The organism is Caulobacter sp. Root343, assembly GCF_001425745.1.
Taxonomy (GTDB): domain Bacteria; phylum Pseudomonadota; class Alphaproteobacteria; order Caulobacterales; family Caulobacteraceae; genus Caulobacter.
Genome location: NZ_LMDF01000012.1, coordinates 67,652 through 89,096 on the forward strand (window position 1 = coordinate 67,652; position 21,445 = coordinate 89,096).

The 21,445-nt window shown below is 68.5% G+C and carries 16 protein-coding genes; 14 read left to right on the plus strand and 2 right to left on the minus strand.

The features are described 5' to 3' along the window. The first annotated feature begins 24 nt into the window (after positions 1 to 24). The 6 genes from mutS (at position 25) to ASC70_RS23700 (ending at position 12,167) form a co-directional block, all read left to right on the plus strand. On the plus strand, positions 25 to 2,736 hold the full coding sequence (mutS, locus tag ASC70_RS23680) for a DNA mismatch repair protein MutS (RefSeq protein ID WP_056055493.1): 2,712 nt from the start codon (positions 25 to 27) through the stop codon (positions 2,734 to 2,736). Between the two features lie 79 nt (positions 2,737 to 2,815). Then, on the plus strand, positions 2,816 to 5,638 hold the full coding sequence (locus ASC70_RS23685; RefSeq protein ID WP_047413793.1) for a [protein-PII] uridylyltransferase: 2,823 nt from the start codon (positions 2,816 to 2,818) through the stop codon (positions 5,636 to 5,638). A gap of 31 nt (positions 5,639 to 5,669) precedes the next feature. After that, positions 5,670 to 5,840, plus strand: coding sequence for a hypothetical protein (locus ASC70_RS25345; protein WP_164468814.1), 171 nt, complete (start codon positions 5,670 to 5,672; stop codon positions 5,838 to 5,840). Between the two features lie 208 nt (positions 5,841 to 6,048). Further along, positions 6,049 to 9,327, plus strand: coding sequence for a TonB-dependent receptor (locus ASC70_RS23690; RefSeq protein WP_156396301.1), 3,279 nt, complete (start codon positions 6,049 to 6,051; stop codon positions 9,325 to 9,327). Between the two features lie 91 nt (positions 9,328 to 9,418). Next, on the plus strand, positions 9,419 to 10,975 hold the full coding sequence (locus ASC70_RS23695) for a tryptophan halogenase family protein (protein ID WP_056055499.1): 1,557 nt from the start codon (positions 9,419 to 9,421) through the stop codon (positions 10,973 to 10,975). After that, complete coding sequence (locus ASC70_RS23700) at positions 10,959 to 12,167, plus strand: glycoside hydrolase family 27 protein (protein ID WP_056055502.1); 1,209 nt, start codon at positions 10,959 to 10,961, stop codon at positions 12,165 to 12,167. Before ASC70_RS23695 ends, ASC70_RS23700 begins: the two co-directional genes overlap by 17 nt. 10 nt (positions 12,168 to 12,177) lie before the next feature. Here ASC70_RS23700 and ASC70_RS23705 read toward each other — a convergent pair whose 3' ends face one another. Then, a complete protein-coding gene (locus ASC70_RS23705) occupies positions 12,178 to 13,386 on the minus strand; it encodes an ROK family transcriptional regulator (protein ID WP_056055505.1) in 1,209 nt (402 codons plus the stop codon). Positions 13,387 to 13,577: 191 nt separating this feature from the next. Between ASC70_RS23705 and murJ the strand changes: the two genes are divergently transcribed. From murJ to ASC70_RS23720, 3 genes are read left to right on the plus strand one after another with little or no spacing between them, the layout of a single operon-like run. Continuing rightward, complete coding sequence (gene murJ / locus ASC70_RS23710; protein ID WP_056055508.1) at positions 13,578 to 15,215, plus strand: murein biosynthesis integral membrane protein MurJ; 1,638 nt, start codon at positions 13,578 to 13,580, stop codon at positions 15,213 to 15,215. A 43-nt stretch (positions 15,216 to 15,258) separates the two neighbouring features. After that, complete coding sequence (gene trpS, locus ASC70_RS23715; RefSeq protein ID WP_056055511.1) at positions 15,259 to 16,320, plus strand: tryptophan--tRNA ligase; 1,062 nt, start codon at positions 15,259 to 15,261, stop codon at positions 16,318 to 16,320. A gap of 31 nt (positions 16,321 to 16,351) precedes the next feature. Further along, entirely contained in the window at positions 16,352 to 16,843 is a 492-nt protein-coding gene (locus ASC70_RS23720; protein ID WP_056055514.1) for a universal stress protein, read from the plus strand. A gap of 107 nt (positions 16,844 to 16,950) precedes the next feature. Here the strand turns inward: ASC70_RS23720 and ASC70_RS23725 are convergent, their stop codons facing one another. After that, complete coding sequence (locus ASC70_RS23725; RefSeq protein WP_056055517.1) at positions 16,951 to 18,219, minus strand: cytochrome P450; 1,269 nt, start codon at positions 18,217 to 18,219, stop codon at positions 16,951 to 16,953. Positions 18,220 to 18,341: 122 nt separating this feature from the next. Between ASC70_RS23725 and ASC70_RS23730 the strand changes: the two genes are divergently transcribed. From ASC70_RS23730 to rimI, 5 genes are all read left to right on the plus strand, one after another. Continuing rightward, positions 18,342 to 18,917 carry a NifU family protein gene (locus ASC70_RS23730; protein WP_047413785.1) on the plus strand — a complete coding sequence of 192 codons (576 nt, stop codon included), beginning with the start codon at positions 18,342 to 18,344 and terminating at the stop codon, positions 18,915 to 18,917. Between the two features lie 95 nt (positions 18,918 to 19,012). Further along, positions 19,013 to 19,600, plus strand: a complete 588-nt coding sequence (locus tag ASC70_RS23735) for a malonic semialdehyde reductase (RefSeq protein ID WP_056055519.1) — start codon at positions 19,013 to 19,015, stop codon at positions 19,598 to 19,600. A 97-nt stretch (positions 19,601 to 19,697) separates the two neighbouring features. Then, positions 19,698 to 20,339 (plus strand): DUF1131 family protein, encoded by a 642-nt coding sequence (locus ASC70_RS23740; RefSeq protein ID WP_056055522.1) that lies wholly within the window; start codon positions 19,698 to 19,700, stop codon positions 20,337 to 20,339. Positions 20,340 to 20,342: 3 nt separating this feature from the next. After that, a complete protein-coding gene (tsaB, locus tag ASC70_RS23745) occupies positions 20,343 to 20,978 on the plus strand; it encodes a tRNA (adenosine(37)-N6)-threonylcarbamoyltransferase complex dimerization subunit type 1 TsaB (protein WP_056055524.1) in 636 nt (211 codons plus the stop codon). Continuing rightward, positions 20,975 to 21,427: a ribosomal protein S18-alanine N-acetyltransferase gene (rimI, locus tag ASC70_RS23750; protein WP_056055527.1), complete on the plus strand. Its 453-nt coding sequence runs from the start codon at positions 20,975 to 20,977 to the stop codon at positions 21,425 to 21,427. Before tsaB ends, rimI begins: the two co-directional genes overlap by 4 nt. Positions 21,428 to 21,445 lie beyond the last annotated feature (18 nt).

Here is a 21,445-nt window from a genome sequence, read left to right on the forward strand (position 1 = left end):
CGACGCTCTGTAGTTTCGGGCGTCATGAACGCCCACGCCACGCCTACGCCCGCCCACCTGCTCGACCCCACTGGCGCGACGCCGGTGATGCAGCAGTTCTTCGAGATGAAGGCGCGGCAGCCCGATGCGTTGATCTTCTTCCGCATGGGCGACTTCTACGAGCTGTTCTTCGACGACGCCTACCGGGCCGCCGCGGCGCTGGGTATCAGCCAGACGTTTCGGGGCACGCACAACGGCCAGCCGATCCCGATGGCGGGCGTGCCGCAGCACGCGGCCGAGGCCTATCTGTCCAAGCTGATCCGCCTGGGCTTTAAGGTCGCCGTCTGCGAGCAGATGGAAGATCCGGCCGAGGCCAAGAAGCGCGGCTCCAAGTCGGTGGTCCGTCGCGACATCGTCCGCGTGGTGACGCCCGGCACCCTGACCGAGGACGGCCTGCTGGACGCCCGCGGCGCCAACCGCCTGGCGGCCGTGGCCATGCGCGCGGGCCAGGCGGCGGTGGCCTCGGTCGAACTGTCGACCGGCGAGGTCGAGGTCTTCGCCGTGGCCAAGGAAGCCGTGGCCCCTATCCTGGCGGCCCTGGCCCCATCCGAGACCCTGGTCTCGGATCGCCTGCTGTCGGATGACGCCCTGTCCCAGACCCTGAAGATCTGCGGCGGCCTGGTGCAGCCGATGCCCTCGGCCCTGTCGGAGCCGCAGGCCTCGGAGGCGCGGGTCAAGCGCCTGTACGGCGTCGACACCCTGGACGGCTTTGGCGGCTTGTCGCCGGCCGAGATCGGGGCCCTGGGCCTGATCGCCGCCCACCTGGAAATGACCCAGGCCGGCAGGCTGCCCGCCCTGCGCGCGCCGCGCCGCGCCGCTGATGCGGATGTGATGGCCATCGACCCGGCCACGCGCGGCAGCCTGGAGATCGACCGCACCCAGACCGGCGACCGCAACGGCTCGCTGCTGGCCTGCATCGACCGAACGGTGACGGCGGGCGGGGCTCGGATGCTGGCCTCACGCCTGGCCCGGCCGCTGCTGGACGTCGCCGCCATCGACCAGCGCCTGGACGCGGTCGAGTGGTTCGTCGAGCACCGCCCGCTGCGCCAGCGCCTGCGCGAGGTGCTGAAAGGCTCCGGCGACATGGCCCGCGCCCTGTCGCGCCTGGCCCTGGGCCGGGGCGGCCCGCGCGATCTCGGCTGCCTGCGCGACACCCTGAAGTGTGGCGAGCGTCTGGCCGGCATGGCAGGTGGTTCGCCCGACCCGCTGTCGCCGCCGCCGTACGAGTTGGAACACGCCTTCAAGGCCCTGACCCCGTCGCTGCACGAGGGGCTCTCCCAGTTCCTCAACACGCTGGAGCACGGTCTGGGCCCCGACCTGCCGGCCCTGGCCCGCGACGGCGGCTTCGTCGCTCCGGGCGTTCGGCCAGAGCTGGACCAGGCCCGCGGCCTGCGCGACGACAGCCGCAAGGTCATCGCCGCCCTGGAATCCCAGCTGGCCCTGGAAAGCGGCGTGCCGCTGAAGATCCGCCACAACGGCGTGCTCGGCTATTTCGTCGAGGCCACGGCCGGCAAGGCCGACCCGCTGTTTCAGCCGCCGCTGAACGCCACCTTCATCCACCGCCAGACCCTGGCCAACCAGGTGCGCTTCACCACGGTGGAGCTGGCCGACCTGGACGCCCGCATCGCCCAGGCCGCCGAACGGGCCCTGGCCATGGAGGTCGCCGCGTTCGAGGACTGGCGCGAGCAGGCAAGGGGCCTGGCCGACGCCATCCAGATCGCCGCCGAGGCCCTGGCCCGCCTGGACGTCGCCTCCGCCCTGGCCGAATGGGCCGAGGACGCCGACGCGGTGCGGCCGATCGTCGACAAGTCCTACGCCTTCGACGCCAAGGGCGCCCGCCACCCCGTGGTCGAGGCCGCCGTCAAGCGGGCCGGCGACCCCTACACCCCCAACGACTGCTGCCTGGACGCCTCGGGCGAGGGCGGGCCGCGCCTGTCGATCGTCACCGGCCCGAACATGGCCGGTAAGTCGACCTTCCTGCGCCAGAACGCCCTGCTGGCGATCCTGGCCCAGTCGGGCTGCTACGTGCCGGCCGCCCATTTCCGCCTGGGCGTGGTCGATCGCCTGTTCAGCCGCGTCGGGGCTGGCGACGACCTGGCCCGTGGCCGCTCGACCTTCATGATGGAAATGGTCGAGACCGCCGCCATCCTCACCCAGGCCGGCCCGCGCAGCCTGGTGATCCTGGACGAGATCGGCCGGGGCACGGCCACCTATGACGGCCTGGCCATCGCCTGGGCCTGCGCCGAGGCCTTGCACGACACCAACCGCTGCCGCGCCCTGTTCGCCACCCACTATCACGAGCTGGCGACCCTGGAGGAGCGGATGAGCTTCGTCTCCAACCTCAGCCTGCGGGCCAAGGAGTGGAACGGCGATCTGGTCTTCCTGCACGAGGCCGCGCCGGGTCCGGCCGACCGCTCGTACGGCGTCCAGGTGGCCAAGCTGGCCGGGGTGCCCGGTCCGGTGGTCGCCCGCGCCCGCGAGGTGCTGGACCGCCTGGAGAGCAAGGATCAGTCGCCGGCCAAGCTGGACGACCTGCCGCTGTTCGCCGTCAGCCAGGCTCAGGCGGCCGTCGCGGCGCCCGCCAAAGCGACGCCGAGCGTCGTCGAGGACTCGCTGGCCGACCTCGATGTTGACGGCATGAGCCCCCGCGAGGCCTTGGAGGCCCTCTATCGTCTTAAGGGTCTGCTCAAGACCTAGGGCCTTTAGTGGGAGCGCGACGGTCGGCCGAACCGATTCCCCGTTTGGACGCCACGCTCAGGTACGCCATATCTCCATCATGCCCCGTCGCCTTCGCCCCACCCGCCTGGAACACGTCGTCGACGGTCACGTCCTGCGGGCCCGCCTGTCCGCCGCCGCACTCGATTCGATCGGCAACGAGGCCGAGCAGCGCTCGCGCGCCATCGAGATCCTCAAGCAGGCGCTGTTTCGCGGCCGGATGATCGCCAAGGAACGGCTGGAGAACGGGGCCAGCGGCGTCGAGACGGCGCGGCTGCTGTCGGGCGTCACCGACGAGGTGATCACCGCCCTCTACGACTTCACCACGGTCCACGTGTTCCGGGCCCGCAATCCGACCGAGGGCGAGCGCCTGTGCCTGCTGGCCGTCGGCGGCTATGGCCGGGCGACCCTGGCCCCGTTCAGCGACATCGATCTGCTGTTCCTGCGGCCCTACAAGCAGACGCCGCACGCCGAGAGCGTGATCGAGTTCATGCTCTATGCGCTGTGGGACCTGGGCTTCAAGGTCGGCCACGCCTCGCGGACGATCGAGGAGTGCGTGCGGCTGTCGAAGGAAGACTTCACGATCCGCACCTCGATCCTGGAGGGCCGCCGCCTGACCGGCGACGAGCGCCTGGCCGCCGACCTGAAGAAGCGCTTCCGCGACGACGTGATGAAGGGCACCGGCGCCCAGTTCGTCGCCGCCAAGCTGAAGGAGCGCGACGACCGCCAGGCCCGGGCTGGCGCCAGCCGCTACATGGTCGAGCCCAACGTCAAGGAAGGGAAGGGCGGCCTGCGCGACCTCCACACCCTGATGTGGATCGCCGAATATCTGCACCCGGTCGACCGGCCGGAGGACGTCTTCAAGATGGAGGTGTTCTCGAGCCGCGAGACCAAGGCCTTCATCCGCGCCTTCGACTTCCTGCACGCCGTGCGGGCCCACCTGCATTTCACGACCGGCCGGCCCGAAGAGCGCCTGACCTTCGACCTGCAACCCGAAATCGCCCGACGCATGGGCTATGGCGACCGCGGCGACGCGCCGGCGGTCGAGCGGTTCATGCGCCGGTACTTCCTGATCGCCAAGGAGGTCGGGGCCCTGACCCGCGCCTTCTCGGCCAAGCTGGAAGCCGAGCACTTCAAGAACGAGCCCAAGGGCATTTCGCGCTTCCTGCCGGGCGGGCGACCCAAGCGCAAGGCGCTGGACGTCGAGGGCTTCTACGAGGACGGCGGCCGCCTGAACATCGAAGGCCAGGAGATCTTCGAGGCCGATCCGGTCAATCTGATCCGCCTGTTCAAGATCGCCGACGAGCGCGACCTCGACCTGCATCCGGACGCCTTCACGGAGGTGACTCGCAGCCTGCAGCTGATCACCTCGCGCGTGCGCCGCGATCCCGACGCCTGCCGGGCCTTCTTGGACCTACTAGCGCGGGGCAAGCGCAGCTATCGCACCCTGACCCTGATGAACGACGCCGGGGTGCTGGGCCGCTTCGTGCCGGAGTTCGGCCGGATCGTCGCCCAGATGCAGTTCAACATGTACCACTCGTACACGGTGGACGAGCACACGCTGCGCGCGGTGGGCGTGATCGGCGACATCGCCGCCGGCCGCATGGTCGACGACCATCCGCTGGCCGTGTCGATCATGCCGCTGATCGAGGACCGCGAGGCCCTGTTCCTGGCCATGCTGCTGCACGACACCGGCAAGGGCGGAGTCGGCGGCCAGGAGAAGGCCGGGGCCCGCTCGGCCCGCAGCGCCTGCGAGCGGCTGGGCGTCGACCGCACCAAGGTCGAGCTGGTCGCTTGGCTGGTCGAGAACCACCTGGTCATGAGCGATTTCGCCCAGAAGCGCGACGTCTCCGACCCGGGGACGGTGGCCGCCTTCGCGCGCATCGTCGAGAACCCCGAGCGCCTGCGCCTGCTGCTGGTCATCACCGTCGCCGACATCCGCGCTGTGGGTCCGGGCGTCTGGAACGGCTGGAAGGGTCAGCTGCTGCGCGAGCTCTACAACGCGACCGAGGCGGTATTCCGGGGCGGGCGCGGCAGCGACGCCGCCGCCAATGTCCTGCGCCACCAGGAGAACGTCGCCGAGAACGCTCGCGCCGTCCTGCTGGAGACCGATCCGGCCGCCATGGGCTGGGTCGCGGCGATGGAGAACGCCTATTTCAGCGCCTTCCCGCAGGAGGACCTGCTCGAGCACGCCGTCCTGGCGCGCCGGGCGGCGATCCAGGGCGGGGCCGCGGCCGAGGGGCGGGTGCGTCCCGGCCAGAACGCCGCCGAGATCGTCGTGGCGGCCAAGGACCGGCGCGGCCTGTTCGCCGATCTGGCCCTGACCATCTCGTCGCTAGGCGGCAATGTCGTCGGCGCGCGGGTCTTCACGTCGCGCCAAGGCCAGGCCCTGGACGTCTTCTATGTGCAGGACGTGACCGGCGCGCCGCTGGGCTGCGAGAACCCCCGGGCTCTGCGCCGCCTGGCCGACGCTCTCGAGGCCGCCGGCAAGGGCGACGCCCTGACGATGGAGCCGCGCCGAGGCGCCGAGCAGTCGCGCGCCGCCGCCTTCGCCATCGCGCCGTCCGTCACCGTCGACAACGAGGCCTCCAATGACGCCACCGTGGTCGAGGCCTCGGGCCGCGACCGGCCGGGCCTGCTGCACGCCTTGGCCAAGACCCTGGCCGAGAGCGGCCTGTCGATCCAGTCAGCGCATATCGACGGCTACGGCGAGCGGGCGGTCGACGCCTTCTATGTCCAGACGGCCGAAGGCGGGAAGATCACCGACACGCGCAAGGTCAACGCCTTGAAGGCCGACCTGCTGGCGGCCCTGGAGCAGAACGAGGCCACGGCTCCGGCCGCGCGAGCGGGTCTGCGTCGGGCTCGAGCCAGCGTGGCGCGTTAGAAGCCGTTTCACGGTCCTTGGGGGAAAAGACATGCGGCCGCCGATCAAACGTCTGGGCGATCTCAAGCCGGCGTCCGCCGCCGCCGACACCTATGCGCGCCCCACGCCGAAGATGGCCCGGCGCAAGACGGCCAAGGTGCTGACGGATGAAGAGCGCGCGGCCTTTCTCGCGTCTCGACCGGATCTGACTCCGAAGCGATAGCGTTCCGGACGCCTCAGCGCCGCAGGGCCCCACTCGTCTTCGAGCTGTGGGATTGAAAATGCGGCTTGTACGATAAATGCGCCCCGGTTAAATAAAGCATATTAAATAAAACAGGCCGGTGAGCCCGCCTACCGACGCAAAGTCGGAGACGGCTCGCACGGCGAGACCGTCGGCCGACTTGGCCCCGGTCAAAAACGGGGATGGAAACGTGAAGGCTCTCAACAGGAAAAGTGTGTGGCTGGCGTCGGCGGCCATGGTGGCGGCGTCCAGCGCCTGGGCCGCGACGGCGCAGGCGCAATCAACTTCTGGCGACAAAGACAGCGCTGTCGATTCGGTGACCGAAGTCGTCGTGGTCGGGCAGCGCCGCGCGATCCAGTCGGCGCAGGAGCTGAAGAAGAACTCCGAGGAGATCGTCGACTCGATCACCGCCGTCGACATCGGCGGCCTGCCGGACCGGTCGGTGACCGAGGCGCTGCAGCGCGTGCCGGGCGTCACGATCGGCCGCACGACCCAGCCCCGCGACGTCGATCGCCTGAACGCCGAAGGCTCGGGCGTCCAGATCCGCGGCCTGACCTGGGTGCGGTCCGAGCTGAACGGCCGCGACATCTTCTCCGCGCGCGGCGGCCGGGCCATCTCGTGGGAAGACGTCACGCCCGAGCTGTTCGCCGGCGTCGACGTCTACAAGAATCCCTCGGCCGACATCGTCGAAGGCGGCCTGGGCGGCACGGTGAACCTGCGCACGCGCATGCCGTTCGACCAGAAAGGCCACCAGATGGCCTTCTCCGCCGACTATACGCGCGGGGATTTGCGCAAGGCCGGCTCGCCGTCGGGCAGCGTCCTGCTCAGCGACCGCTTCGACACCAATCTCGGCGAGTTCGGCATGCTGGTCAGCCTGTCGAACTCGAAGCTGAAGACCGCCGTCAACACCATCGCCGTCGACCCCTACAACGCCCACGGCCTGGGCGTTCAGTCGTCCTACGACGGCGGCGCGACCTTCAACTTCAACGGCGACAACGCCATCGCCGGCCAGCCGAAGAGCCGCGTGTTCGTGCCGGTCGGCGTCCAGTATCGCAACAATCATCAGGACCGGAACCGCACGGGCTTCTATGGCGCGTTCCAATGGCGGCCGAGCGACAATCTGGAGCTCTACACCACCCTGTTCCGCACCGAAGCCAAGCAGACCTTTCAGGACCGCTTCGCCCAGACCTCGGCCTGCTGCTCGGCGACCAACAACCAGTCGTTCGTGGTGGGGCCGGCGACCGGTACGTCGTTCACGTACGACGCGGACGGAAACTTCCTCAAGGGCCAGCTGGTGGACGGCGGCGGCGGCGGCAACGGCGTGGCCAACTCGTTCCTGCTGAACCTCGGCACCCGCTATGGCGTGGTCAAGGACAACACCAACGACGTCTCGGCCGGCTTCCGGTGGTCGAACGACCGCTGGCTGGTGACCGGCGACCTGCAGTACGTCTATTCGCACCGCGAAGGCACGGACCTGACGGTCTACAACACCGTCACCCTGGCGGGCGGCTTTGGCCTGGATCTAACCGGCGAACTGCCCAAGATCACCATGGCCAACACGACCAGCACGCCGTCGGCCTTCAATCTCTACGCGGCGATGGACCACCTCGACGACAACGACGCCCGGGAATATTCGGGCAAGTTCGACGCGACCTATGCGTTCGATGACGACAGCTGGCTGAAGGACATCAAGCTCGGGGTGCGCGCCACCTCGCGCGACGCCACCTCGCGCGACGCGGGCTACAACTGGAACCTGATCTCCGCGCCCTGGGCCACGCGGGTGACCGCCACGGCGGACAAATACACCCAGCACCAGGACAAGGTGTCGTTCGACAACTTCTTCAAGGGCGACCTGTCGGTTCCCGGCCTGATCCTGCCGTCGTTCGACCTGGCGAAGAACCCGCAGGCGCTCTACTCGTATCTGAAGCAGACAGTGTGGAACGGTCCGATCCCGGGCGGTGGTCCGGCCTACAACGACGGTGAGTACGGCTATTATCCGCCGGGCGGCGCCAACGGCACGATCCCGTCCTGGTCGCCGGCCGGGGGAACCTACAGCCCGTTCACCCAGGGCACCATGATGAGCTACATGCCCATCTGGGCCGCTCCGACCGGCAGCATCAGCTACTGGCAGCCCCTCGGCGACGTGAACACCAGCTTCGCCAGCTCCGGCGGCCGAGGCGTCAACCGCCAGTGGGAAAAGACCGCCGCGGTCTACGCCAAGGTCCGCTTCGGCGACGACCTGCCGTTCCACTGGGGCGACCAGACGATGAGCTGGGACGGCAATATCGGCCTGCGCGTCGTCAAGTCGTCGACCGATGGCCAGGGCTTCGGGACCGTCGGCTTCATCGACCCGAGCCAGGCGCGTTTCGCCTCACCGACCGCCGCCGCCAAGATCACCTTCGCCGACGGCAAGCCCTTCGCCTCGGTCGGCGGGACCAACTACACTGACATTCTGCCCAGCCTGAACCTGCGCCTGAAGGCCAAGGAGAATCTGTTCCTGCGCTTCGCGGCGTCCAAGAACATCGTCCGGCCGGACTTCTACCAGCTGGACCCGTCGGTCAACATGTCGGCCACGCTGCAGTCGCGCAACGCCGCGGTCGCCGACGGCGTCATCAATCCCGTGACGGGCGCGCCTTACACCCAAGCCCAGCTCGACACCGCCGCGGCCGGCGGCTCGGCGGTCAAGTACCACACGGACGTCGCCTTCGGCTTCTACTCGGGCAATCCGAACCTGAAGCCGATGCGCTCCAATTCGTTCGACCTGTCGGGCGAGTGGTACTTCAAGGGCGGCATGCTGGCGGTCGGCGCGTTCCACAAGGACGTCTACGACTACATCCAGTCGGTGCAGACCCTGGCGACGATCACCAAGGCCGACGGCAAGTCGGTCCAGGCGGTCGGCACCATCCCGCAGAACATGGGCCACGGTAAGATCTACGGCCTGGAGTTCCAATATCAGCAATATTACGACTTCCTGCCCGGCGCCCTTGGCGGCCTGGGCACGGAACTCAACGCGACGGTGCTGGAAAGCAAGGGCACGGCGAACGTGTCCAGCAGCACCACCGACGCCTCGCAGATCAACGCCTCGAAGCTGGACCTGCCGCTGGAGCAGCTGTCGCGCTACACCTACAATGCGACGCTTCTCTACAGCAAATACGGCATCGACGCCCGCCTGGCCTATAACTGGCGCTCGCGTTACCTGATGAGCGCCTCGGCCTCGAACCTGATGGTGCCGGTATATTCCAAGTCGTACGGCCAGCTGGACGGGTCGGTGCTGTACGCGCTGTCGCAGCAGGTGAAGATCGGGGTGCAGGCGGTGAACCTGCTGAACACCCGCAACGAGCTGGAGATGGATCAGCGGGACTCCTGGTACCTGGGCACGCAAGGAAACTTCTCGAAGTCTCTGGTCCGCACCCACAGCTGGAGCGTCAGCGACCGCCGCGTCTCGTTCATCATCCGCGGGTCGTTCTAACGGCGCTTAGCGCTGCTAGAGTTCAAGACCAAGGGCCTCGCCGGCTTCTGTCGGCGGGGCTTGCGCGCGGCGATTCCCGAAAGAGGGCGGCATGGACAATACGGGAAAGATCTCCCACCTCGTGATCGTCGGCGGTGGCACGGCCGGATGGATGTCGGCCGCCTTCTTCTCCAAGGTCTTCACGCCCCAGCAGATGCGGATCACCCTGGTGGAGTCGGCCGAGATCGGCACCGTCGGGGTCGGCGAGGCGACCATTCCGCCGATCACCTTCTTCAACAAGGTAGTGGGGGTCGACGAAGGCCGGATGCTGGCGGCCACCCAAGGCTCGTTCAAGCTTGGGATCGAGTTCGTCGGCTGGGGCGATCCGGCGGGACGCTACCTACACCCGTTCGGCTATTACGGCGCGCCGATGGAGGGGGTGTCCTTCCATGCCTATTGGCTGCGCGCGCGACGGCTGGGTTACAAGGCCGATCTCGCCGAGTTCTCGCTCAGTTGCCTGGCGGCCAAGGCCGGCCGGTTCGACTGGCGCGTCGACGATCCCCACGATCCGCGCGCGGCCATGGCCCACGCCTATCACTTCGACGCCTCGCTCTACGCCAAGCTCCTGCGCGAGGTCGCCGAGGCGCGGGGGGTTCGGCGGGTCGAACGCACCATTCGCGGCGTCGACCTGGACCCGCTGGATGGCACGATCGCCTCGCTGGCCCTCGACGATGGCGAGGCGCTGGCCGGCGACTTCTTCATCGACTGTTCGGGCTTCCGGGGGCTGCTGATCGGCGATGCGCTGAAGGTCGGCTACGATGACTGGTCCCGGTTCCTGCCGGCAGACCGCGCGGTGGCGGTCCCCTCGGCGCGGTTCGAGGATCCGATCCCCTATACGCGCGCCATCGCCGATACGGCCGGCTGGCGCTGGCGCATCCCGCTGCAGCACCGCACCGGCAACGGCTATGTCTATGTCAGCGACCATATCGGCGACGACGCGGCGGCCGACGTCCTGCTGGCCAGCCTGGCGCGCGAGCATCCAGACAACAAGGCCCTGGCCGACCCACGCTTCCTGCGGTTCACCACCGGCCGGCGCAAGCAGTCGCGGGTCAAGAACTGCGCGGCCATCGGCCTGTCGAGCGGGTTTCTGGAGCCCCTGGAATCGACCTCGATCCACCTGATCCAGCACGGCCTGATCAAGCTGGCCGGCAGCTTCCCGCTGGCCAAGAACGATCCGGCCGCGGCGGGGATCTACAATCGGATCATGGGCGAGGAGATGGAGCAGATCCGAGACTTCCTGATCTATCACTACCACGCCAACCGCCGGGTCGGCGAACCGCTGTGGGACCGCCTGCGCCACATGACCGTGCCCGACTCCCTGCGTGAGAAGATGGAGCTGTTCCGCACGCGCGGCGCCACGATCTTCCCCAACCAGACCATCTTCCAGGAGCCGAACTGGCTGGCGATCATGATGGGCCAGCAGGGCGAGCCCGAGGGCTACGACCCGCTGGCCAACCTGATGGACGAGCGATTGATGGCCGAGCGCCTGCAGCAGGTGCGCATCGCCTGCCTGAAGGCCGTCGAGCGCATGCCCACCCATGCCCAAGTGCTCGGGCGCTTCACCGCCGCCGATGGCGCGAAAGGAAAATCCGATGTCGAAATCGCCTGAGCGCCTCGTCGCCCTGCTGGCCGCGCTCGCCTTGGCCCTCGGGGTCCCGGCCGGGGCCTTGGCCGCCGACAAGGATCCGCCGCCGCGCGTGCCCAACGGCTTGGCCCAGACGCCGCCGATGGGCTGGAACAGCTGGAACAAGTTCGCCTGCAACATCGACGAGGCCACCGTCCGCCGCGTCGCCGACGCCATGGCCTCGAACGGCATGAAGGAGGCCGGCTACCAGTATGTGGTGATCGACGACTGCTGGCACGGCCCGCGCGACGCCGGCGGCTTCATCACCTATGACGCCAAGCGGTTCCCGAGCGGCATCAAGGCGCTGTCCGACTACGTGCACGCCAAGGGGCTGAAGTTCGGCATCTATTCGGACGCCGGCCGGCAGACCTGCGGCGGCCGCCCCGGCAGCCAGGGCCACGAGTTCCAGGACGCCAAGACCTATGCCGATTGGGGCGTCGACTATCTGAAATACGACTGGTGCGCGACGGGCACGCGCAACGCCGAGGAAGCCTACACCCTGATGGCCGACGCGCTGCGCGAGACCGGCCGCGACATCGTCTTTTCCATGTGCGAGTGGGGTACGGCCAAGCCGTGGCTGTGGGCCAGCAAGGTCGGCAACGTGTGGCGCACGACTGGCGACATCACCGACAAATGGGACGGCAAGCACGACTACGCGCTGGGCATCCTGCCGATCCTGGACGCCAACGAGCCGCTGCATCCGTTCGCCGGCCCCGGCCACTGGAACGATCCGGACATGCTGGAGGTCGGCAATGGCGGGCTGACGACCACCGAGTACCGCGCCCACTTCAGCCTCTGGTCGCTGATGGCCGCGCCGCTGATCGCCGGCAACGACGTCGCCAACATGGACCAGGCCACGCGCGACATCCTGCTCAACAAGGAGGTCATCGCCATCAATCAGGACAAGCTCGGCGTCCAGGGCCGGCGCGTCCGCGACGACGGTGATCTGGAGGTGTGGTCCAAGCCGCTGGCCGACGGCGGCCGGGCGGTGATCCTGTTCAATCGCGGCGCCGAGGCCAAGTCGATCGCCGTCGACTGGACCGAGCTAGGCTATCCGGCCGGCCTGAGGGCCAGGGTTCGCGACCTGTGGGCTGGCAAGGACCTGGGGCCGATGAAGGAACGCTTCGCCGCCACCGCGCCGTCGCACGGGGTGGTGATGGTCACGGTCAGGCCTTAGCCGCGTCGTCCTAGACCTGATCGGTCTTCCACAGGGCCGAGCGCGAGGGCAGATGGCGGGCGATGATCGGCAGGATCGCCGCGCCCATGGCCGGCGCGTCGGCGGATAAAGCCGCGCGGCGGGCGCGCGCCATGGTCAGTGCCAGGCGACGGTCGGCGAGCTTGGCGTTCACCGCCTCGGCCAGTCGGTCGATCAAGGCCTCGGGCAGGCGGCCGCCGATGAACACCGCCTGCGGGTCGATCAGGCAGCTGATCGACACCAGCGGGTCGCAAAGACGCTCGGCGGCCACGTCCAGCCAGGCGTCGATCCGGGCGCGGCCTTGGGGCGGCAGGCCGGCAAGGTCGGCGGGATCAGCCGGCGCCAAGGCGCCTAGATGCTCGTTCAAGGCCGAGAGCGAGACGAAGTCTTCCAAGGTCGTCGCGCCGTCGGGGGAGACCGGCAGGAAGCCCAGCTCGCCGCTGCGACCGTGGGCCCCGCGGAAGTATTCGCCGTCGATCACCAGGCCGCCGCCCAGGCCCGAGCTGATCAGCATGTAGAAGAAGCTGCTGGCGCGCATGCCATGGCCGAAATGCAGCTCGCCCAGGGCCGCCGCCGCCGCATCGTTCTCCAGCATCACCGGCCAGTCGTGCGACCGCGAGAGCAGGGCGCGGACGTCGACGGCGTTCCAGGCGTCGTAGGCGGCCGGGCGGTGGGGCAGGTCGGCCTTGGCCAAGTCGTCGGGCAGGGCCACGCCGACCCCGACGATGCGATCGGCCGCGACGCCCCTGAGCTTGTGGAAGGTCTTGCAGTGCTGGTCGAAGAACGCCGCCACGTCCGCGGGACCGAGGAACGCGACGTCCCGTGTCGCCCGCGCCCGCACCCGGCCGGCCAGGTCGAGCAGGACGATCGTGACATGGTCGCGATCGATGTTCAGCCCGATCGAGTAGCAGCCGTCGGGATTGACGGCGAAGGTCATGGCGGGCTGGCCACGGTTTCCGTGCAGCTTGCCCGCCTGGACGATCAGCCCATCCTCGAGCAGGCGGTTGGTGATGTTGGTGACGGCGGGGACGGTGAGGCCGGTATAGGCGGCGACCTCCAGCTTGGTCTTGGCCAAACCCACGCGGATCGACTGCAACGCCACCCGCTGATTGTAGTCGCCCGCACGCTCGATATTGGTGCCCGACAGGCTGGCGCGATCATTCTGCGTATCGCGTGAATGGCGGCCTGTCGCATGGGGCATGGTCGCTTCTCCCTATACTGGAGGCGTTACCATCTGGGCGGCTGAGAAGAAAACTGGATTTGCTTTCTTTCGGCTCGATCGGGTCGTTCATTCGCCAAGCGCTAGAGAGGAGCCTCCATGGCTGACGGCGAAAGCGCAACGGGGCGTGCGCCGCCCTTGACGCTCCCGCGCGGAACCCCCAGAAGCCCAGCGTGACCGACACCGTCCCCCCCGCTCCCGTCGAAGAGATCCAGCCCGCGCCGAAGAAGGCCGGAGGGCTGCTCAAGTCGTCGATGATCTATTCCGGCCTGACCTTGATCAGCCGGTTCATGGGCTTCGCGCGGGACCTGGCGGTGTCGTACCGGATGGGGGCCAGCGCCACCCCGGCCGCCGACGCCTACAACGCGGCCCTGGCCTTCCCGAACCTGTTCCGCCGGTTCTTCGCCGAGGGCGCCTTCGCGGCCGCCTTCGTGCCGGCCTACGCCAAGTCGCTGCAGCGCGACGGCGAAGAGACGGCCGACATCCTGGCGGCCGACGCCATGGCGACCCTGGCGGCCTCGACCATCGTCATCACCGTGATCTGCCAGCTGGCCATGCCCTGGCTGATGATGCTGATCAGCCCCGGCTTCGGCTGGGGCACCGAGAAGTACAAACTGGCGGTGCTGCTGACCCAGATCACCATGCCCTACCTGCCGTGCATGGCCATCGTCGCGCACCTGTCGGGCGTGCTGAACGCCCGCGACCGCTTCATCCTGTCGGCCGGCGCGCCGATCCTGCTGAACATCTTCACCCTGGCGTTCATCCTGCCGCAGACCAGCGCCATCGGCGCCGCCCAGTGGGGCTCGGCCGGCGTGGTCGTGGCCGGGGTGGCCCAGGCGGCCCTGCTGACCTGGGGCGTCAACAAGTCGGGGGCCAAGGTCCACTGGCGTATGCCCCGCCTGACGCCGGAAGTGCGCGAGCTGATCGGCAAGGCCATTCCCGGCGCCCTGGCGGCCAGCGCCACCCAGGTCAACATCTTCATCTCCGGCAACCTGGCCAGCCATGTGCCGGGCGGCCGCTCGTGGCTGGCCACCGCCGACCGGCTCTACCAGCTGCCGCTGGGCCTGGTGGGCGTGGCGATCGGTGTCGCGCTGCTGCCGCGCTTGTCGCGCGCGGTGCATTCGGGCGACCGCGACGACGCTCAGAGCGCCATGGACCAGGCCATAACCCTGGCCATGGCCTTCACCCTGCCGGCCGCCGCGGCCCTGATCGCCATGCCGGGCTTCCTGTCGGACGGTCTCTACACCCGCGGCCAGTTCACCGCTTTCGACGCCAGCCAGACGGCGTCGGCCTTGTTCTTCTACGGCCTCGGCACCCCCGCCTTCGTGCTGCAGCAGCTCTATTCGCGGGCCTTCTTCGCGCGGGGCGACACCAAGAGCCCGATGCGCTTCGCCATCGTCTCGGTGGTGGTGAACATCGTCCTGGGCGTGCTGCTGTTCAACCTGGTGGGCGTGAAGGGCATCGCCGCCGCCACCGCCGTGGCGTCCTGGGCCAATGTCGGCCAGATGGCCTGGGCCTTGTCGCGCCAAGGTCACTACGGCCCATCGGGCCAGACCTGGTCGCGCCTGATCCGCATCAGCCTGGCCAGCCTGGGCATGGGCCTGCTGCTGGTCGCCGCCTCGCACTGGCGCGATCTGATCGAGGCGCCGCTGCGCGGGCTGGGCCTGACCGGCCACACGATCGGCGCCAAGGAGTTCGCCCTGGCTCTGACCTGCCTGGCCGGCGCGGCGCTGTATCCCCCGCTGCTGTTCCTGTTCGGCGGGGTCAAGCCGGCCGAGCTGAAGGCGGCCCTGCGGCGCGGCAAGGCTTGATGTAGCCTTGCTCTCGCCGGGTGGCGGCGCTAACCAGCGGGCCATGACCGACCAAGCTCCCGCCGCCCCAGGTCCCGTAGCCTATACGGGCCCCGCCCGCGTGCTCTCGGGCGTCCAGCCCTCCGGCGCCCTGCACCTGGGCAACTATCTCGGCGCGCTGGTGAAGTTCACCCGCCTGCAGCACGAGATCGACACCTTCATCTTCGTGGCCGACCTGCACGCCATCACCGTGTGGCAGGAGCCGGCGGCCCTGGCCCAGCAGACCCGCGAGATCGCGGCGGCCTACATCGCTTCGGGCCTCGACCCGGACAAGGCGACGATCTTTCCGCAGTCGGCGGTGCGCGAGCACGCCGAGCTGACCTGGATCTTCCAATGCGTCGCCCGCCTCGGCTGGCTGGACCGCATGACCCAGTTCAAGGAGAAGAGCGGCAAGCACAAGGAGCGCAGCTCGGTGGGCCTCTACACCTATCCGGTGCTGCAGGCGGCCGACATCCTGGTCTACAAGGCCACCCACGTGCCGGTCGGCGAGGACCAGAAACAGCATCTGGAACTGACCCGCGACATCGCCGGCAAGTTCAACCACGACTTCGGGGCGCCCGGCGGCGTTCCAGCCTTCTTCCCGCAGCCGGAGCCGCTGATCCAGGGGCCGGGCGCGCGGGTCATGTCCTTGCGCGACGGCTCGGCCAAGATGAGCAAGTCCGACCCGTCGGATTATTCGCGCATCAACCTGACCGACGACGCCGACACCATCGCCACCAAGGTCAAGAAGGCCCGCACCGATCCGGAGCCGCTGCCCGAGACCCTGGACGAGCTGAGCGCCCGCGCCGAGGCCGACAACCTGGTCGGCATCTTCGCGGCCCTGGCCGGCCGGACCAAGGCCGAGGTGCTGGCCGAATACGCTGGCAAGGGCTTCGGGACCTTCAAGCCGGCCCTGGCCGAGCTGGCGGTCGAGAAGCTGGCCCCGGTCGGGGACCGGATGCGCGCCTTGCTGGCCGATCCGGCCGAGCTGGACCGGATCCTGGCCAAGGGCGCGGCCAAGGCCTCCGAGGCCGCCGCCCCGACCCTGGCCGAGGTCAAGAAGCTGGTCGGTTTCTGGGGGGCTTGAGCTTCGGCTTGAAGCGGCGTCATCTCGCGCGATGACTGACGCCGCTTCCGAAAGTCGCCGCAAGTTTCTGGTCGTCGCCGACGACAGTCCGGAGTTCGCGGCGGCGCTGAAATACGCCTGCCGCCGAGCGGCTTCGACCGGCGGCTGCGTGGCGATGCTGAAGGTGATCGTCCCCGCCGAGTTCGAGCACTGGAGCGGGGTGCGCGAGGAGATCGAGCGGCAGGAACGCGAAGAGGCCGAGGCCCTGCTGCAGAGCCTGGCCGATCGCGTCGTCGCCGAGACCGGCCTGCCGCCCGAGTTCATCATCAAGCACGCCGACGGCGTCCGCACGGCTCTAAAACAGGTGGTCGCGGCCGACCCGACCATCAAGATCCTGATCCTGGCGACCTCTACGGCCGGGCGGGGCCCGGGCCCGTTGATCTCGGCCATCGCCAAGGAAGGCGTCGGGTTCTCGGGTCGCAAGCTGCCGGTGACGGTGGTGCCGGGCGACCTAACCGATGCGGAGATCGAGGAGCTGGCTTAAACCCTGTCATCCCGGCCGTAGCGAAGCGAAGAGCCGGGACCGCCATAGGCTCGGCGCTTCCGGCGGTCCCGGATCTGCGCGCTACGCGCTTGTCCGGGATGACAGTTTCAATTGCGCTCCGGGATCCGCACCATCATCCGCTCGTAGCCCTTCACGAAGGTCGAGAAGACCCGCTTGGGCTCTTCCAGCACCTCGATGCGGGGGAAGCGCTTCAGCACCTCTTCCCAGACGATCTTCAGCTGCATCTCGGCCAGGCGGTTGCCGACGCAGCGGTGGATGCCGAAGCCGAACGACAGGTGGCGGCGGGCTTGCGGGCGGTCGATGATGAAGGCGTCGGCGTCCTCGATCACCGTGTCGTCGCGGTTGCCCGAGACGTACCACATGACCACCTTGTCGCCCTTCTTGATGGTCTTGCCGGCCAGCTCGTAGTCCTCCAGCGCCGTGCGGCGCATGTGGGCCAGCGGGGTCTGCCAGCGGATGATCTCCGAGACCATGTTCGGGATCAGGCTGTGGTCGGCGCGCAGCTTGGCCTCTTCGGCCGGGTTCTTCGACAGGGCGTAGAGGCCGCCGGTGATCGAGTTGCGGGTGGTGTCGTTGCCGCCGACGATCAGCAGGATGACATTGCCCAGATATTCCATCGGCGGCATGTCGCGGGTGGCCTCGCCGTGGGCCAGCATCGAGATCAGGTCGCTGCCCGGCTCGGTCTGGTTGACCCGCTCGTTCCACAGGTTGGTGAAGTAGCCCAGGCACTCCAGCAGCTCGGCCCGGCGGGCGTCCTCGCTCTCGACGATGCCGCTCTCGGGCGAGGCGGTGGCGACGTCCGACCAGCGGGTCAGCTTGCGGCGCTCCTCCCAGGGGAAGTCGAACAAGGTGGCCAGCATCTGGGTGGTCAGCTCGATCGAGACCCGGTCGACCCAGTCGAACGGCTCGTCGATCGGCAGGGCGTCCAGGATCTGGCCGGCCCGCTCGCGGATGATCCCTTCGAGGCGGGCCAGGTTCTGCGGCGAGACGATCGGGCTGACCGTCTTGCGCTGGATGTCGTGCTTGGGCGGGTCCATGGCGATGAACATCGGCAGGACGAAGTCCTCGTCGAAGTTGCGGATCGTGATGCCGCCCAGGTGCGCGTCCGACGAGAAGACCTGGTGGGTCGTGTCGACGGTCATGATGTCGTTGTAGCGGGTGATCGACCAATAGGGCCCGGTGTCCTCGTCGCCCTTCGAGTAGTGGACGGGGTCCTCTTTCCGCAGCCGCTCGAAATAGGGCCACATGGCGTCGGCCTGGAACAGGGCCGGGTTGGCGACGTGGTAGTCCTCGAGGGGGATGGAATAGGCCGTGGCGCGCGCGGCCTCTTTCAGGTCAACACTACCATCGCTCATGGGATCCTCCCGCGGATCGTTGTTCTGTGGCCATCACGCCAGAAAATGACGCCTGTGTCACTTTCTTTGTGCGGCATTCGGCCGGTCTTGCGTCGCGGCCTCGCGAGGTCCATTTCAAGCCCATGTTCATTCAGACCGAAACCACCCCGAACCCCGAGGTTCTGAAGTTCCTGCCCGGCCGCGAAGTGCTGGTGGAGGGCGCCCGCGAGTTTCGCACGGCCGAGGAGGGCGAGGTCTCGCCCCTGGCCAAGGCGCTGTTCGACCTGGGCGACGTGACGCGGGTGTTCTTCGGCCCCGACTTCCTGACGGTGACCAAGGGCGAGGACGCCCAGTGGCCGCACCTGAAGGCGCCGATCCTGGCGGCGATCATGGATCACTTCACCAGCGGCCGTCCGCTGCTGCTGGACGCCGAACCGGGCGCAGGGGGTCATGACGACGACGGCGTCTACGACGAAGAGGCCAGCCAGATCGTCGCCGAGATCAAGGAACTGCTCGACACCCGCATCCGCCCGGCCGTGGCCCAGGACGGCGGCGACATCGTCTTCTCGAAGTTCGAGCCGCAGACCGGCGTGGTCTGGCTGCACATGCGCGGCGCCTGTTCGGGCTGCCCGTCCTCGTCGGCGACCCTGAAGGCCGGCGTCGAGAACATGCTCAAGCATTATGTGCCGGAAGTGACGCGGGTCGAGCAGACGCTCTGATCATCGGCTTTTGTGTGAGCGGGGTGTTGCCCGCCGCGCTCCTGAGGCTATACTGTAACTACAAGAGTTGCGAATAGCCCTTATAAGGATCGCCCATGGCCAAGCTCGAAGCGTCGACGCTCGCTCAACTGTTCACCGAGGCTCGGACCCGCAACGGCTGGAATCCGGAGCCGCTGCCGGAGAGCGTGCTGCACGAGCTGTACGAGCTGGTGAAGTTCGGCCCGACCGCAGCCAATTCGACTCCGGCCCGCTTCTATTTCCTGACCTCGGCCGAGGCCAAGGACCGCCTGGCCAAGCATTCGTCGGGATCGAACGCACCCAAGATCCGGCAGTCGCCTTGCACCGTGATCGTCGGCTACGACCTCGACTTCCCGCAGACCCTGCCGAGACTGTTCCCGCACGCGCCGGGCGCCAAGGACTGGTTCCCCGACCCCGTGGCCAAGGAGTGGGGCGCGCTGCGCAACAGCTCGCTGCAGGGCGGCTATCTGATCATGGCCGCGCGGGCGCTGGGCCTGGACGTCGGGCCGATGTCGGGCTTCGACAACGCCGCCGTCGACGCGGAGTTCTTCGCGGGCACGAACATCAAGAGCAACTTCATCGTCTCGATTGGCCACGGGACGGACGAAAACCTGTTCCCGCGCAACCCGCGCCTGGCGTTCGACGAGGCGGCGAAGATTCTGTAGCCAACTTCAATCTTGTCATCCCGGCTCGGCGCGCTTCGCGCTTGGCCGGGATGACAAGGCTTTGTGCATAGGATGCACATTGGGCTAAAACGCGCCCATGACGCTCCGCCACACCTTCCTCGCCCTGCCGCTCGTGCTGTTGGCCGCCTGCGGGCCGGCCAAGAAGGACGAGGCTTCCGCGCCGCCGAGCGCCGAGGCCGCAGCCAAGCCTCCCGTCACCGTCGCCATCGCGCCCTATGCCGGCGGTCCGCTGAAGATCGGCAAGGACGGCGTCGGTCCGATCAACGGCTCGACCGCCTTCGACCTCGCCACCCTGAAGGCGCTGTTCCCCAAGGCCAAGGTCGAGGGCGCCTTCCTGCATGCCGGCCAGGGCCCGGCCCTGCCGATCATCAATGTCGAGCAGGACAACGTCCCGCTGCTGGAGATCGGCAAGGGCGACGAGGGCCAGATCGCCTATGTCCGCGCCGCCGCCGGCGACGTGCGCGGTCCCAAGGACGAGCAGTTGCTGGCCAAGTGGGCCGACCTCGGCTTCACGCTCGCCCAGTGCCGGGCCGGCGAGGGGCGCGAGATCAACCAGACGATCTGCGTCCGTCCCGAGGCCCCGACCGTCTCCTACGTGTTCGGGGTTCCCGGCTGGGCGGGCAAGGGCCTTCCGCCCGAGGCGAGCCTGAAGGCCAAGGGCCAGCTGAACGAGCTAGTCTGGCGTCCCGCCGAGGGCGCGGTCGTCGGCGCCGCCTGATCCATGATCCTGTCCATCGACACCTGCCTCGGGGCCAGCTCGGTCGCCGTGCTGGACGGCGAGCGCGTTCTGGCCGCGCGGAGCGAGCCGATGACGCGCGGCCACCAGGAGCGCATCGGCGTTCTGGCCCGTGAAACCGCCGCCGAGGCGGGTATCGCCTTCGCCGACCTGTCGAGGATCGGCGTCACGGTCGGCCCGGGCTCGTTCACCGGCCTGCGCGTCGGCCTGGCCTTCGCCAAGGGGCTGGCCACGGCGCTGTCGATCCCCTGCGTCGGCGTCAACACGCTGGAGAGCCTGGCGTTCGGAACCAAGGGCTTCGCCGCCGCCATCATCGACGCCCGGATGAGCCAGGTCTATCTCCAGGTGTTCGCCGACGGCGTTTCGCTTATGGCTCCGGACGCTTTAGGCCTGGGCGAGGCCGCCGCGCGGCTGGCCGAGCTCTATTCCGGCGGCCCCGCGACCCTGATCGGCTCGGGCGCGCCCTTGTTGGCCGACGCCTTGCCGAGCGCGAGCGTGCTGACCTCGGTCTCGGCTGATCCGGTCGCGGTCGCCCGCCTCGCCGCGGCCAAACCGACCCCGAGCCATTCGCCCCGGCCGCTCTATCTGCGCGCGCCCTACGCGACCCTGCCCGCGGCATGAACCTGCGTCCCGTTGGGCCCGAGGCCGCGTTCGATCTCGCCGATATCCACGACAAGGCCTTCGACCGGCCCTGGACGGCGCTGGAGTTCGACGAACTGCTGAAATCGCCCGGCGCCTTCGCGATCCTGGGCGAAGCGGGCGAGCCCGCCGAGGCCAAGGGTTTCATTCTGTGCCGCTCGATCGCCGGCGAGGCTGAGATCCTGACCATCGCCGTCGACCCCGCCGCCCGTCGGCGCGGCTGGGGCGCCGCCCTGGTCGAGATCGCCGCCGGGATCGCCGCCGAGACCGAGTCCGAGGCGATGTTCCTGGAGGTCGCCGCCGACAACCAGGCGGCGATCGCCCTCTATCAATCGACCGGTTTCGCCAAGGTCGGGCTGCGCAAGGGCTATTATCCCCACCCAGATGGCGCCAAGGACGCGCTTGTCATGCGGCGGGCGCTTAACACCTAGGGGCCGACCGCCTATCTT

Excerpts from the sequence above, each read along its gene's own strand:
- mutS (WP_056055493.1), top strand. The coding sequence starts at position 25 with ATGAACGCCCACGCCACGCCTACGCCCGCCCACCTGCTCGACCCCACT.
- ASC70_RS23685 (WP_047413793.1), top strand. The coding sequence starts at position 2,816 with ATGCCCCGTCGCCTTCGCCCCACCCGCCTGGAACACGTCGTCGACGGT.
- ASC70_RS25345 (WP_164468814.1), top strand. The coding sequence starts at position 5,670 with ATGCGGCCGCCGATCAAACGTCTGGGCGATCTCAAGCCGGCGTCCGCC.
- ASC70_RS23695 (WP_056055499.1), top strand. The coding sequence starts at position 9,419 with ATGGACAATACGGGAAAGATCTCCCACCTCGTGATCGTCGGCGGTGGC.
- ASC70_RS23700 (WP_056055502.1), top strand. The coding sequence starts at position 10,959 with ATGTCGAAATCGCCTGAGCGCCTCGTCGCCCTGCTGGCCGCGCTCGCC.
- ASC70_RS23705 (WP_056055505.1), bottom strand. The coding sequence starts at position 13,386 with ATGCCCCATGCGACAGGCCGCCATTCACGCGATACGCAGAATGATCGC.
- trpS (WP_056055511.1), top strand. The coding sequence starts at position 15,259 with ATGACCGACCAAGCTCCCGCCGCCCCAGGTCCCGTAGCCTATACGGGC.
- ASC70_RS23720 (WP_056055514.1), top strand. The coding sequence starts at position 16,352 with ATGACTGACGCCGCTTCCGAAAGTCGCCGCAAGTTTCTGGTCGTCGCC.
- ASC70_RS23725 (WP_056055517.1), bottom strand. The coding sequence starts at position 18,219 with ATGAGCGATGGTAGTGTTGACCTGAAAGAGGCCGCGCGCGCCACGGCC.
- ASC70_RS23730 (WP_047413785.1), top strand. The coding sequence starts at position 18,342 with ATGTTCATTCAGACCGAAACCACCCCGAACCCCGAGGTTCTGAAGTTC.
- ASC70_RS23735 (WP_056055519.1), top strand. The coding sequence starts at position 19,013 with ATGGCCAAGCTCGAAGCGTCGACGCTCGCTCAACTGTTCACCGAGGCT.
- ASC70_RS23740 (WP_056055522.1), top strand. The coding sequence starts at position 19,698 with ATGACGCTCCGCCACACCTTCCTCGCCCTGCCGCTCGTGCTGTTGGCC.
- tsaB (WP_056055524.1), top strand. The coding sequence starts at position 20,343 with ATGATCCTGTCCATCGACACCTGCCTCGGGGCCAGCTCGGTCGCCGTG.
- rimI (WP_056055527.1), top strand. The coding sequence starts at position 20,975 with ATGAACCTGCGTCCCGTTGGGCCCGAGGCCGCGTTCGATCTCGCCGAT.